Raw genomic sequence first — 14,024 nt, forward strand, 5'->3', positions numbered from 1 at the left:
CTCCTTCCCTCACACTCCTGTAGATGCCTTCTATGCTTGTAACTCCTCCTAGTTGTAAAAAACCTACACCTGTCAGGTGCCTACCCCCCCCACAGAGGATTTCACAAGCCTTTCAGACATGGGGGCAACCACGGGGGGATTGCCCCTAGGTCGAATGAAACCGCCCTGGGTTCTGGGGGGCGGGTTTATATAGATAGTGAGTTGCAGTCAAATATTGTTTGTGAAACCCGCCCCTACAAAAATTGGGATTTTAACATTTAGTCTATTTCATCTCCCGAGGCGATATCCTCCAATTTTTCCCAATCCAATACAATAATTTTACCGCCTCGACTGTAGGATACAAACGGCTTCAGTTTCTTAAACAGCCGCACGCATTCTTCGTAGGTGATGCCAATACTGCGAGCAATTTGATAGTAGGGAAAACGTTTTTCTAAACATACGCTATTATCCGCCATCTTCGTACCTTGCTCGACGGCAAAGTAATGAATAAATCGGGCCAGCCGCACGATCGCCCTTTCCGACACCAAACCGTGCACAGTCTCGTGCAGTTGCTGCAACCGCTGATTAAAAACCGCCAATATTCGCAAAGCAATCTCGGGATTTTCCCGAATTGCTGCTAGCAAAACTTCCCGTTCTGTGGTAAGAACTTGCACCTCAGTTTCTGCCGTCACAGTTGCGGGGGCAATGCCGTTGCCTAGTAAAGCAGGTGCAGCAAAAATATCTCCCTGAAATAAAGTGCGGAGAATTGTTTCTTTGCCCGCCAGCGCTGTTTTTGCCACCCGCAGAGAACCGCTCAAAAGAGTGTATAATTTTTCGGGGATGCGATCGCCCTCATACATCACAACTTCTCCCTGTCGGTACGTCCGAATTGCTGTATGTTCTTGCAATCGCTCTAATTCAGTTTGTTTTAAGCTGGCAAATATCCCAATTTCAGCCAGTTGCTCGACAGTTGCTTTCATACATTTAACTCTACCCGCTCGGAGTCCATTGAGAGTATATTAACGGTGAATTCAGAATATATCGAGACAAGCAGAGCCATCTACGAAAATGCAGAACCAGAATATCGGCGATATTATTTTGATGAGATAGCTGGCGGATTTGTACTCGTCCACCAAGACCATAATCTTAATAATTCCGAAAGTTTTGTCGCTGAAGTTTTGGCTAAAATGGGAAAGAGAGTTACGCTGTTGAGCGAGCAAGCAGCAGAGGGTGTGAGAACGCCAGACGCTGAGATAGACGGTCAGATTTGCGAATTTAAGGAGTTAACAGAATCTACGAGGAACATCAGGTATCGAGTTCAAGAAGGAATCAGCAGGGCAAAAAATCAAGGTGCATCAGTAGTTATTTTTCACATCAACCGAGAAAATTACGATATCTGGAAAATCAACGCTGGCATCAAACAAGGTCTGTTTTGGGATACGCAAAACCAGATTCAAAAAATATTTTTTGTTGCCAACAGCAAACAAATTCAAATCATTACAAGGGAAGACTGGCAAAATGGAAGACCATTTCAGCGAATTTAAAGAAATCGTAGAGTGCGGGTTGAAAAATAATATGCCGCGAGATGCTAAACTAATTACTGTAGGCCAAATTTTATATGCTGTTACCCGCGACGATCTAACTATCAAAGAAGGTTGGCAGCTTGAAGAGATGATGGGTGGCAGAACACAGTGGGAAGAGGCACTTGAGTACAGTATTTTTGGCTATCCAGTAGACACAGCAACGCCACCTTTAGACAAACCTCTGGTTATCGCAGGCAAAACTTTTCATTCTCGCTTGATGACGGGGACGGGAAAATATCGCAGCATTGCAGAAATGCAGCAAAGTGTCAACGCTAGCAGGTGCGAAATTGTGACTGTAGCTGTGCGACGAGTGCAAACAAATGCTCCCGGTCATGAAGGATTGGCAGAGGCTCTGGATTGGACTAAAATTTGGATGCTGCCAAATACTGCCGGTTGTCAAACTGCGGATGAAGCCATTAGAGTAGCTCGTTTGGGCAGGGAAATGGCGAAACTTTTAGGGCAAGAAGACAATAATTTTGTCAAATTAGAAGTGATTCCCGATGCTAAATATTTGCTGCCAGATCCGATCGGCACTTTGGAAGCAGCAGAACAATTAGTTAAAGAAGGTTTTGCCGTTTTGCCCTACATCAATGCCGATCCCCTGCTGGCAAAACGCCTAGAAGAAGTCGGTTGTGCGACTGTCATGCCTTTAGGTTCGCCCATCGGTTCGGGACAAGGGATCAACAATGCCGCCAACATTCAAATAATTATTGACACGGTGAATGTTCCTGTGGTAGTCGATGCGGGGATCGGAACGCCCAGCGAAGCTGCCCGAGCAATGGAAATGGGAGCCGATGCACTGTTGATTAATTCGGCGATCGCCAATGCCCAAAATTCCCCGGCAATGGCAAAAGCAATGTCCATGGCAGCAGAAGCGGGACGGATCGCGTACTTAGCAGGAAGAATGCCGGTCAAAGATTACGCGATCGCTTCTTCTCCCCAAACAGGCACTGTGACCTCAAAATAAATTCCTGAATTTTCCTGGGCGCTTTTTTGGTACAGTTGTAAACATCAAAAATATTAAGGATTGTGACTGATGCCTTACATCAAAGATGACGATGGACGCCTGAACAACTTTGCTAAAGAGCCGAAGGTGTATGAAGCCGTACCTCCCAACAAGAACCAGCAACGGAACTATATCATCATGGGAATTGCAGCAGCCATGTTGGTCGCTGGTTTGGTGTTTGTGGCTGCTTCCGTCTAAAAGCTGGGCTGAGACTCAAAGCTGCTTCAAATCGCAATTTTAAATAATCCTTCAGCAAACCATGTTTTCCAACCAATGGAAACATGGTTTTTGTGTTTCAATACAAAGCAGGTAGTTCCGACAATCCTGAAGCGTGCCGAGCGAGCTGGAAAGCTAAATAAGACAAGCAGAAATTTGGTTTTTTCCTCTCTGCCGTCGGGTTGAGGGACTTGGGTTGCAATTAATCAGACGGATTGTCACAAACATAAATTTGCTAATTAAAAATCTACAATCATGCAGGTCATCACCAGTGCGATTGACGGCCGTTCGGGCCCAGTTGCGAGTTATGAGCGATCGAGATTTGAACTCTACAATCCAAAATCTAAAATCTAAAATCTAAAATCGGCTGACCGTGATGTCTATTCCTTCCCAAAAAGTTTCTAGCTCGAACAAGCTGATCTACCAACGCTTGAAACAGGCGATCAACCTCAATTTACGCCGTCAAATTTTTATTGCCGCCTGCGACGACTTGTGGTTGCGGGACTGTCTGGCAGCCCGCTTGCAGACAGAATTAGCCTCAGAGAACGCAGGCTACCCGATCGACTACCCCCGATTTGTCAGTTTGGAACTAGACTTAAGCGATCCAAATCCTTGGGGTTCGATCGCCGCGTGGCTGACCCAACATCCACCGCCCCAAAACAGGGGCAGCTACAGCCCTTTGCCGGGATTTCAAATTCTCGGGGCAGAACACCTGACCAGGCATTCAGCAGCCGTGCAGTGGTCGTTCCTGAGCTATTTGAGGGAGATTGAAGCACACCTGCAAATGTGCGAGTCTACTGTGTTGCTGTGGGTGTCGCGGCCCTGGCTGAGTTCGATCGAACACTCGGCCCCGGAATTTTGGCACTGGCGAACCGGAGTATTTGAGTTTGAAGGCGAACCAACTCCAGCTAAGGGAGACTTCGGGCACTTTGAGGACTTGGAGAACTCCGGAAACTTCCGAAACTTGCGGGACAAGGGAGACTCCGGCGACAAACTTTTAATATCTTCTTTGTCTGAACAATCCCCAATTCCCGATGCCCCATCCCCAATTCCCGATGCCCCATCCCCAATTCCCGATGCCCCATCCCCAATTCCCGATGCCCCATCCGTCGAACTGGCAAATTTGGTGCTAGCAGCGGCCTCCTCCAAGGAATTGGAAGCAGAGAATAATGGCGCATCCGAGGACAACTTTCTGCCGCTGCAAACCCTGCAATACATCGAACTCCTGCAAGAACATCAGTGTTGTTCCGAAGCATTGGCTTTGGCTTATCACAGTTTGGGAAATTACTACCGCGATCGCATTCTGGGCGGAGACGTTTCCCCGCAGAACCTGACAATCGCCATTCGCGCGATCGAACAAGCGATCGCGTACCTCGAACTTGACGCCAACTCGCAGCAAAATCAACCACCAACCGACGAATGCGCGCGGCTGATTTCGGAATTGACACAAAATTTAACTCAGTACGCCCAAGAGTCCAACAACCTACCGCCCGTGGACGATCTGCTCAACGATCTCGGTACTCTCTACTGGATGCTGTCGCGCGATCGCACGCAGCATAACGCCTCAGATCCGGTATCCTGCCTCGAACGCAGCATCGCCCTCTACCTTGAAGGTTTGAGGCGAACAAATGCCGAGACCGCACCCCAAACCCGCGTTAGATTAAACAAAAATTTGGGAATCGCCTCGGCGGATTTAGCCCGCTATCGAGACAAGACACAGAACTTGCAGCAAGCAGTTGCAGCGTACCAACAAGCGCTGCTGGATCTAGACCCCGCCGTGGAACCCCAGCAGTACGCTGCGGCTCAGAATAATTTGGCGACAGCATACTGGAATTTAGCCCAAGACGGTGAGCCGATCGCATATCTCAAAAGCGCGATCGCAGCTTACGCCCAAGCCCTCTCCTGCTACAGTCCCGAACGAGAACCCCTCAACTATGCCGGAGTGCAAAACAACCTCGGTACCGCCTGCTGGAACCTCGCCCAGCACGAACCCTCAGAACCCCTGCTAGTCACGGCGATTGAGGCTTACCGCGAAGCATTGAAATACCGCACCCGAGAATTAGTACCCGCCGCCGCCGCCGCTACGTACAACAATCTCGGTACCGCTTATTGGCATTTGGCGAACCAGTTCCAGCAGAAACAGGCCCGGACGGAATCTTTGCAGCAGGCGATTACCGCCTACGAAGCCGCCTTGGATATCGCCGGAGAGATCGATCGAACCCAACTCACCTTCGACACCTTGGCCGCCCGCAACAATCTCGGACTAGCGCACTATCAACTAGCCACAGACGTAAATTTCGCCGCCAACAAAGCCGCACAGACAAGCCATCTAGAAGCAGCACTGCACCACCAGTTGCAAGTGTGCGCCGAATGGGGACAACATCTCAAGGACAAAGGGTTAACATATGGGGATAAACTCAACCTGCAAGCCCCGGCAAACTCCCAAGCTGCTGATTCGCGGCAAACAGCATTGAGCTATATTGTCAAAACGATTAGAGCTTTCTATAGTGAATGTGGGCTGCCTGGCCAAAATTTAGCCTTATCCAAAGTTCCCGGAGATTTATTGCCTGAAATTTTGCGTAGGTTATAAATAGGGCTATAACTATTAAAAGCTCAATTTTTTCGAGATTTGTATCCAGTTTTCTATTATTATGGCTGAATATTCTTGCCTAATTCTTCAAGCAAACTTGTGGTCATGGCCCCTGTAAAAATCCTTGTGGTTGATGACGACCCGGCAATCCGAAATTTAATTCAACGTTTTTTGAGCCAGCAAGGTTATCAAGTTGAGTCTGGCGAGGACGGTCAGACTGGTCTGGAATTATTTGAGCAACTCAATCCTGACTTGGTAGTTCTAGATGTAAATTTACCCGATACTACTGGCTACAAACTGTGTCAAGAAATGCAAAGACGCACGGGCGTGTTTGTGTTGATGCTGACCAGCCGAACGGATGAAGCTGACAAAATGAAAGGGTTTGCCGAAGGAGCTGACGATTACATTACTAAACCTTTTAGTCTTGTAGAGATTGGAGCTCGCGTTGCAGCAATTTTAAAGCGCAAGCGTATTGTTACTCCCGCCGAACAACAAAGTCTTACGTTTGGACAGCTACTAATAGATCCGGTTCGCCGCGAGGTAATTATCGGCAGTCAGATAGTTGCTTTGACTGCTTTAGAATTTGACCTGCTGTACTGTTTGGCCAGCAAACCCGGTCGCGTGTGGAGGCGATCGGAATTGCTGCATGAAGTGTGGGACTATGAGTATGTAGGAGCCGATCGCGTGGTGGATGTCCATATCGGTCAAATTCGCCGCAAAATTGAACCAGATGCCAATCAAATTTCGATGATTCAAACCGTCCGGGGGGTGGGTTACAAGTTTGAACCCACAACCTAGTAACATTCGGTATTCGGCAGCGGATATGAAGGCAGAAGGCTGTAGGCGCGGGTTCACCAATATCTCTGATTCACATACTCGATATTTGTCAACCCGCCCTCCCCACGCAATAATTCAGATCGATCGACTATCTGATTGCTGGTTCTGCAAATACTCGCGCACTTCGATCGCACTCTCAAAACCCCTGCGCACGCAGTCTCCCAAAGCTATACCGCCAACGTAGTTGCTGCACAAATACACCCCGGGCAAAGATTTTAAGCCGTTTTCGATTTGTTGCAGGCGCTGAATATGCCCCAGATTGTACTGAGGAATCGCCCGCTTCCACAGCTTCACCGCTAAAACTTTTGGCTGTGGCACATCTGGTTTCAGCAAAATCCGAGACAAATCTCGGTGCACCTCCCGAACGATTTGTTCTGAGTCGAGATTGCCAATTTCCGAGTCTGTTGCCCCGCCGATGTAACTGGTGAGAGTTTGCCAGCCCGCAGGCGCGCGATCGGCAAATAAACTCGATGTCCAAATCGTCCCGAGAGTGCGAATTCCCTGCCCCCTCGGAATTAAATTTCCAAAACCTACTAATTTACCCTTGACATCCGACTGCGGGTATGCTAATACAACGGAGGCAACCGTAGGATAAGTAAAAGCTTGTAAAGCGCTGCTAACTTGCGGTTCCAGAGGCTGCAATAATTCGGCTGTAACGTAAGCCGGCGTTGTCAAAACCACGGTGCGCGCCTCAACTTGTTGGGGCCCATCGGGCGTGGAAAATTCAGCAATATAAGTTTCGCGTTCTGTGCGCTGGAGGCTAGTCAATTGCCAGTTGAGTTTCACTCGATCGCCCAATTGAGCCGCGATCGCCTCTGGCAGAGCCTTCAACCCCTGTTTAAACGAACCCAACTCCCCCGGCCTAGTTTTAGGAACATTCGGGTCTGCAGGCATTTTCTTCGGTCTTTTCCTAGCAGAAAGCAGCGCGCCCGCCGCCAGCCCGCCACCCACATCAGCCATCTTCGTTACCCGCCCAAAAGCCGCAGCCGCGCTAAGTTGTTGCGGATCTCCCGCATAAACCCCAGAAACAAAAGGTTCCACCAACCGCTGCATCACTTCCGTCCCCAGATGACGGCGGAAAAATTGAGAAACAGTTTCCTCGCCACCCTGCTGGGAAAGTCGATCGCCCATTGCCGGCGCGACAAACCCCAAAGCCCCGAACAACGCCCGCAGTTTCCCCGGAAAACTCAGCAACTGAGACTGAATCATCGCCGGTGGAGTCATCGGCACCGGTTGCAGCTTATTTCCCCAATAAACAAAACGAGGCAATTGGCGATCGGCCAAAATCAACTCCTGCTTCAATCCCACATCCACCGCCAACTTCATCAATTCTGGCGTCGGCGAAAAACTGTTCGGGCCCTCCTCCCAGAGAAACCCCCCCGCTGTCACAGTTGTGATGTTCCCGCCCACACGTCCCTGACTCTCAGCGACTAAAATCTTCAGCGGCGATGCACTCGCTGCTTCCTTGTGAAGTGCGTGCGCCAAACTCAAACCGCTAATACCTGCACCCACAATTAAGGTATCTAAAAGTTCCATATTACATAGAAAAATATCGCAATCTTTATGTTACATGGCTTTGCACGGCTTGCGTTCTTTGCTGGACGTACTGCAAAACCGCTTTCAGATTACCGAATCCGGAATCGGGAATTGGCAATGGGGAGTCTGGAATTGGTAGGCTGTCCTGCATTTCTCAAGCATTCTTCTGGAAGCTTGCAGATTCACCTCTCTCCGTGTCCCCGCGTCCCTCACCGCCTCCTTTAAGACGACGGAGTTACATTGTTGCTGTGCAGGTCTTGAGGAGATTGAAACAGAGTTTCGAGATAAACTCTAGCAGCTTGGCGGTAGCTGCGCGACGCTTCCGGCGTACCGCTGTCGGCATTCTGCAACAAAAACAGCGACAGGGCCGCGCAAAATACTCGGTCTAGATCCCATTCGGGATGGGTTTCCAGGTAAGTTTTGAGAGAATCGTGCAGCGTTTCGGGAATTTCGGCAAAAATACTGACTGTTGGGTTCATCATTTTTTTTAGTCTCGCTAATAAATTGAAAACAGAACCCCCCTTTCGGCCGGATACAGGTGCAGGCACAGCCGAAATCAGAGCGCTTTTTTTATGTCGGTCGCATCATTGTGCGCTATCAGGGGGTGGGTTTGTCAATGTTGCGAAATATTACAAAGTCCTTTATGTAAAAAAAAGATTTACGAAATAATGGGCTTTTCAACTCATTATTTGTTACATAACTTTATATTCTGGAGTTTTTATGAAGGATTTGGCAGCAGGTTAACGAAATCCCCAATTCTGCAGCAAGATCCGACCGTGCCGTTAATTTCTGTGGAAAACTTCCTCAAATCTGTGGAAAACCTCAGACTTGCCTGTGGAAACGCTGTGGAATGTTTAGGTAAAAGTCAGGGAAAAAATAAGAATTGCAAAGGGCATGGGGCATGGGGCATGGGGCATGGGTAGCAAATAACAAATAAGTAGGTAGGCGGGATTAAACCGAACTAGGTAACAGTATGTAAACAGGGCTAAATCACTTACGTTTAGGGGATTTGGATACTTTACAATCGTTTACATGGTGGCGTTTTACAGCGCTTACTTATACCAATTTTAAAAAAGAATGCAACAGTATTCTTGTTCCCTCCGCAATGCAGCGGGGGGCTAGGGGGGTCGAAGAGTGTTGCACGATTTTAGAGAAATGGTATTACTTAACAAATGACTGCTGACTAATGACTAATGACTTCCTAAGTGCCACTCTGCCGCTTTTTGGCGCATGATTGCCAATTCTTCCGGGGGCATTTTGTCGAGGTTGGCTAAGATAAAGCTCATGCGACCGATCGATCCAAGTTTGTCCCGGTGGCGCGCGAGGAAGTCCCAGTAGAAGAAGTTGAACGGACAGGCATTTTCGCCCGATCGCACAGTGCGATCGAACTTGCACCCCTGACAATAATCGCTCATTTTATTGATGTAATTGGCAGAAGCAGCGTAGGGTTTCGACGCCAACACACCGCCGTCAGCAAACAAACCCATGCCCAGCACATTAGTCTGCATTACCCAGTCGTAGGCATCCACAAACGCGCTGTGGAACCACTTTTCTAGCTGCTGGGGCGAGATTCCCGCAATTAGACCAAAATTGCTCAAAATCATCAATCGCTGGATGTGGTGCGCCCAAGCGCTGCCTTCGACTTGAGTTAAAACTTGGCGCAAACAGTTCATATCTGTTTTGCTAGCGTCCCAAAAAAACTCCGGCAGCGGCTGAGTGTGGTTGAACCAATTCTTCTGAAAATAATCAGCATCCACGTAAAAATACACACCGCGAATGTATTCTCGCCAGCCCAGAATTTGGCGGATAAAACCTTCGACGCCGTTTAAATTTAAGTTTTTTTCTAGGTAGGCTGTTTCGGCAGCTTGAATAACTTCTAAAGGATGCAGCAAGCCAATATTGAGATAGGGAGAAATTAGCGAATGCCACATGGTTTCCTCCCCCGCGACCATCGCGTCTTGATAAGGGCCGAAAGCGGGTAGACGCTGTTCTATGAAGTTATCTAATACTTGCAGTGCTTGCTCTCGCGTAACCGCCCAGCGAAAAGGTTCAATATTTCCGTAAGTTGGGAAAGATAGAGATTTAACTTGTGCGATAACTTCTTGAGTTACGGCGTCCGGTTCAAACCAAAGAGCTTTTGGTGTATTCAGTTTGCCTTTTGGCGGCTGGCGATTTTCTTTATCAAAATTCCACTTGCCTCCGACAGGTTTACTGCCATCCATTAAAACTTGGAAACGCTGGCGGCTGGCTCGATAGAAGTCTTCCATTAACAAACGTTTGCGACTTGAAGCCCAATCTTGGAACTCTGTTTCTGTCCACAGGAATTGATTGTTGGGAATCAGCGTTATCTTGCAGGGAAGTTGCAAGTTTTCAACAAGCTGTAAAAAAGGTCGATCGTTCGGCACCATTACCCGTAATTCGGTAATCTTCTGAGCTTGAACCCAAGCTTGGAGAGGTGTTTCAAAATCGCCAGATGTTGTGTAAGTGACTTGACAGCCGCCGCGCCGCAATTCTTCTGCAAAGTGCCGCATTGCCGACCAAATTAATACTAATTTTTGTCGGTGGTAAGGGCGCTGTTGAACGTGCTGCCAAGATTCAATCAAGATTACCGGTAGGGAAGATCGATCGTCAAGGCTGAGGTTAAGAGCAGCTTGCTTCTGCCAAAGTTGATCGCCTAGTATCCAAACGCCAACAGTCATTTTACTTTTTTTCCGTGAAACTTATTTTTTACTTTTTATGAGGGCTGGTTGGGGAGCATCTCACTTTTGCAGTTAAGCTAGAAATAGGAGTTTTAAGGCAGGAGGCCCGAGGCAGGAGGCAGGAGGAAAGAGCCAGAAGAAGTGTTTTTACAAATATGAGATGCTCCCGCTGGTTGTCTCTTCAGCAAACTTAGTTTGCTGACAACTTACAACTCACAACTCATATTTTTTTGAGTTATTCAAAGAAATTACTAGAGGATAACATGGATTTCAAATAATAGGAACACAGACCAGTATTTTAATTAAAACTTTATGTCACCTTGTACTTCAGTTATTAAGATGATCCGGCAAAATTACACAAAAATTATTTTTTTAATCATACAAAACAGATGGTTGCCAACAGCTAACTCCAGATTTTTTAAAGATATGTGATACGGTAAAATAATTATCTGACCTCCAGATAGGAGTGCTTTCGGGGCAGATTTTACCAATTATTTAGGAGAAAGTAAATGTTCGATTACTTCACTGACGAGGACAATATCAAATGAGTGTAGCATATCGGTATCCGGAAGTACGTAAATATCGCCTTGGCTCGACTGACACGCGGGGAATTTTTGACGGTAAATGGCAATTCCGGGTGCAGAAGTGTCAACGCCGACAACTTCGCCGCCGTGCTCTGCGATGAAGTGACCTCGGCTGCCATTGCCACAGCCGAGGTTCAAAACTCGGAGTTTTCTCTGGCTTGCCTCCTGAATTGTCGCTAGCATTTCTAAAAGGGGAGATATCAAATAAGCGTGATGATATCTGAGACGGTTGTTTGTGTAATAATATCTATAATTGCTAGAGTTTTTTTTCATCGATTAAGCTCTGGAGATTATTGCCGAGACCGCAAATTTACGTAGCATGGGCACACTGTTTGGACCAATGTTCGCCATATTACGGTGCTCAGAGCCGATCGGCGACTCGATCGTCTCATTCTTTTTGTTTGACAGGTGAATTATTGTCACCGAATCAATCGGAGGTCAAAAGAAATCTTTCACAGGGTGCAAAATCTCGAATCGCCCATCTCGGGCCCATCTCTCGAAGGCATTCGGAAAGAAAAAGTCCGATCGACGAGCAAGGACGATCTCCTTACACTAGCCGGATACAGAACTTTTTGCCTCTTACCTTCGACCCGAAGCCTGCATCCCTGCGATTTTACCTTCAACCAACTACCGTCTGTAAACCCGAGGCTTTTTTGCAGCCTGACAGATGTTGCCCCGGGGCGATCGGGTGCAAGTTGAGCCGACAATTGAAATAAAATTGTGGCCTAAATCACAGACATTTGCCCAACAAATTGCTAACCATCTTTAATTCAAGACACTTAGAATCGAGATGATTACAGTGGCTTCTATAATTGTGTTTAACTGTTGTTCTGAAGCTGTGTTGTCCTCTCAGCACAGCAGCCGGGACAGATTCGCTAGTCGGTCTGGTTTATCGCACTGTGGTCGCTGTTGGGTGTTGCACCTTAATTTAGATACGTCCTATGGTTAAGTTAGGTCAATCCTCCTTTCGCCGTATTTTACTGTCGCGGATTTTGTTGCTCAGCGTACCTGTTCTACTGGTGGGGGAGTATGTTACCTATCGCAAGGCACGCTCGACGCTTCTGGAAACTGCTCGTCAAAACTTGACAGAAAGTGCCGTCAGAAAAGCAGAAACTATTGAACAGTGGGCGAAATCGCTGAAGTCGAATCTGATCGGCGCTTCGGAAAACTCGATGTTGCAGTCTGTAGAGCCGAAGGATTATCAAAAGTTTATCGCGCAATTAGGGCAGCGGTTGCCAGCGCAGGTTGATTGCTTGCAATTGACTAATTTAACAACAAATCAAGTGATAGCAAGCACTTGCGGGCAGCAGCCCATTCAGTCGCTGCCTGCCAAATTTTGGCCGCAAGTGCAGCAACAGCAAACGCTGCTGGACGAAAAGAGCGTTTACATCAGTCTGTCGTGGCCTCTGCAGCGAGAGGGGAAAGCAAACGACAACAAGCTGGCTTTGGGTGCTGAAGATTTTCCCGAGGCGGGTAAAGAAGGCCGCGACAGCCAAGTGAGTTTGGTGTTGAGCGCTCCAGTTTACATTCGTCGGGGCAACAGCAGGCAGTTGAGTTATGCTTTGAGTTTGCAGTCAGCCCTGCCAGTGCAAACCAGCGCTCCCAAGGGTTCTCTAGCGGGCTATACGGTGGCGATCGACCAAGATGGAACGATTTTGGCGCACCCGAATATCAATCGCGTGGGCCGCAATATTGACCAAGAGGCAGATGCCGCTCGACTAAAAAGTATTGTCAGAAGGGCGATCGCCGGCGGACAAGCTTTTCTCCACCTATTTTCCTTTGAAAGAAATGGTGTAGAGTTACTAGCAGGATACGCTGCTATCCCGAGTCCTTCAACTAAACAGGAGGACAGCAAGTGGATTATTTTAGCTGTCTCTCGTTTAGATTACGCTCTGTCAGGTTTGGAAGAAATTCAGCAAGTTTTATTTAATTTAATTGTAGGTTTGGTTGCTGCTAGTATCGTCGCAACTTTATATCTGTCTCGCGACTTGGCGCGTCCTTTGGAAAAACTGAGAGACTACGCGCTGAAAGTAGATACAGAAGCGCCGCAGGCAGTGCCCCAAAATTTCCAAATTCGGGAATTCAATCAACTATCAGAAGCACTCAATAGCATGGTGCAGCGCCTCAGATCCTGGGCTGGAGAATTGGAAGTCGCAACCAAGGAAGCGCAAGTTGCCAATCAGTTAAAAAATGAATTTTTGGGCAATATTTCTCACGAATTGAGAACGCCGCTCAACGGGATTATTGGTTTTATTCAAATTGTTCGGGACGGCTACTGCGATGACCGAGATGAAGAGATGGAGTTCTTGCAGCGTGCCCACGACTCGTCAATGCAATTGCTCAATATTATTAATGATATTTTGGACATTGCTAAAATAGAAGCCGGCACGTTCTCCATGATATTAGAAGTAGTTGATATTACCCAGGTACTGGAAGACGCGATTGATTTGCAGGCCGCTCAAATTGAAGAAAAAGGTTTGAAGTTAAGTTTGCCCGCACCTCACGATCCGATTATTGTTCATGCCGATCCGGAGAAGCTCAAACAGGTGTTTTTGAACGTTTTGAGCAATGCTGTTAAGTTTACCGAGTCGGGCAGTATTAAGATATCTGTGCGGCTAGAATCGAGGAGTAATTCTGGTAGTTTTAACGGCAGTGCGGAAAGTACGAACGGCATCAGCGGTCAAAACGATTGGGTGGTGGTGACAATTAAAGATACGGGAATTGGTATCGATCCTGAGCAGCAGCAGAAATTGTTTCAACCTTTTGTGATGGCTGATGGTTCTACAACTCGCAGGTTTGGCGGTAACGGTTTGGGCTTGGCTATCTCCCGAAGGATAATGGAATCTATGATCGGAAGCATTACCCTGCACAGCGCGGGTGTTAATCAAGGTACTACGGTGATGATTTCTTTGCCTGTCAATCAGCAGTCAAGTTTTTATTTTCAGAGCCAGGACTTAGTAAAGGAAAAGGGAAATTATAAAAGTTGAGGAGTGA

Annotated in this window: 11 protein-coding genes; 6 read left to right on the forward strand and 5 right to left on the reverse strand. The window is 47.6% G+C overall.

All coding sequences use genetic code 11. The features are described from left to right. Nucleotides 1-257: 257 nt before the first annotated feature. On the reverse strand, nt 258-959 hold the full coding sequence (locus tag QUA99_RS23505) for a Crp/Fnr family transcriptional regulator (RefSeq protein WP_333241412.1): 702 nt from the start codon (nt 957-959) through the stop codon (nt 258-260). Nucleotides 960-1,004: 45 nt separating this feature from the next. Between QUA99_RS23505 and QUA99_RS23510 the strand changes: the two genes are divergently transcribed. The 5 genes from QUA99_RS23510 (at nt 1,005) to QUA99_RS23530 (ending at nt 6,172) form a co-directional block, all read left to right on the forward strand. Then, the gene (locus QUA99_RS23510; protein WP_333241410.1) at nt 1,005-1,523 is read left to right on the forward strand and encodes a CdiA C-terminal domain-containing protein; all 519 of its coding nucleotides are present in this window, start codon (nt 1,005-1,007) and stop codon (nt 1,521-1,523) included. Further along, nucleotides 1,498-2,529, forward strand: coding sequence for a thiazole synthase (locus QUA99_RS23515; protein ID WP_333241409.1), 1,032 nt, complete (start codon nt 1,498-1,500; stop codon nt 2,527-2,529). The genes QUA99_RS23510 and QUA99_RS23515 overlap by 26 nt, the downstream gene beginning before the upstream one ends. A gap of 69 nt (nt 2,530-2,598) precedes the next feature. Further along, entirely contained in the window at nt 2,599-2,766 is a 168-nt protein-coding gene (gene psb34 / locus QUA99_RS23520; RefSeq protein WP_015177107.1) for a photosystem II assembly protein Psb34, read from the forward strand. Between the two features lie 394 nt (nt 2,767-3,160). Further along, the gene (locus QUA99_RS23525; protein ID WP_333343552.1) at nt 3,161-5,374 is read left to right on the forward strand and encodes a tetratricopeptide repeat protein; all 2,214 of its coding nucleotides are present in this window, start codon (nt 3,161-3,163) and stop codon (nt 5,372-5,374) included. Between the two features lie 105 nt (nt 5,375-5,479). After that, complete coding sequence (locus QUA99_RS23530) at nt 5,480-6,172, forward strand: response regulator transcription factor (RefSeq protein ID WP_333241406.1); 693 nt, start codon at nt 5,480-5,482, stop codon at nt 6,170-6,172. Between the two features lie 114 nt (nt 6,173-6,286). Here QUA99_RS23530 and hemG read toward each other — a convergent pair whose 3' ends face one another. The 4 genes from hemG to QUA99_RS23550 all read right to left on the reverse strand — a co-directional run bounded on the left by hemG (nt 6,287) and on the right by QUA99_RS23550 (nt 11,303). After that, nucleotides 6,287-7,747, reverse strand: a complete 1,461-nt coding sequence (hemG, locus tag QUA99_RS23535; protein WP_333241405.1) for a protoporphyrinogen oxidase — start codon at nt 7,745-7,747, stop codon at nt 6,287-6,289. Between the two features lie 221 nt (nt 7,748-7,968). Then, a complete protein-coding gene (locus QUA99_RS23540) occupies nt 7,969-8,226 on the reverse strand; it encodes a DUF2811 domain-containing protein (protein WP_050813024.1) in 258 nt (85 codons plus the stop codon). A 711-nt stretch (nt 8,227-8,937) separates the two neighbouring features. After that, nucleotides 8,938-10,446 (reverse strand): cryptochrome/photolyase family protein, encoded by a 1,509-nt coding sequence (locus tag QUA99_RS23545; RefSeq protein WP_333241404.1) that lies wholly within the window; start codon nt 10,444-10,446, stop codon nt 8,938-8,940. A gap of 491 nt (nt 10,447-10,937) precedes the next feature. After that, on the reverse strand, nt 10,938-11,303 hold the full coding sequence (locus tag QUA99_RS23550; protein ID WP_333241403.1) for a class I SAM-dependent methyltransferase: 366 nt from the start codon (nt 11,301-11,303) through the stop codon (nt 10,938-10,940). Nucleotides 11,304-11,971: 668 nt separating this feature from the next. Between QUA99_RS23550 and QUA99_RS23555 the strand changes: the two genes are divergently transcribed. Beyond that, nucleotides 11,972-14,017, forward strand: coding sequence for an ATP-binding protein (locus QUA99_RS23555; RefSeq protein WP_333241401.1), 2,046 nt, complete (start codon nt 11,972-11,974; stop codon nt 14,015-14,017). Nucleotides 14,018-14,024 lie beyond the last annotated feature (7 nt).

Origin of the sequence: Microcoleus sp. F10-B2 (assembly GCF_036704965.1) — a bacterium.
Classification (GTDB): Bacteria; Cyanobacteriota; Cyanobacteriia; order Cyanobacteriales; family Microcoleaceae; genus Microcoleus.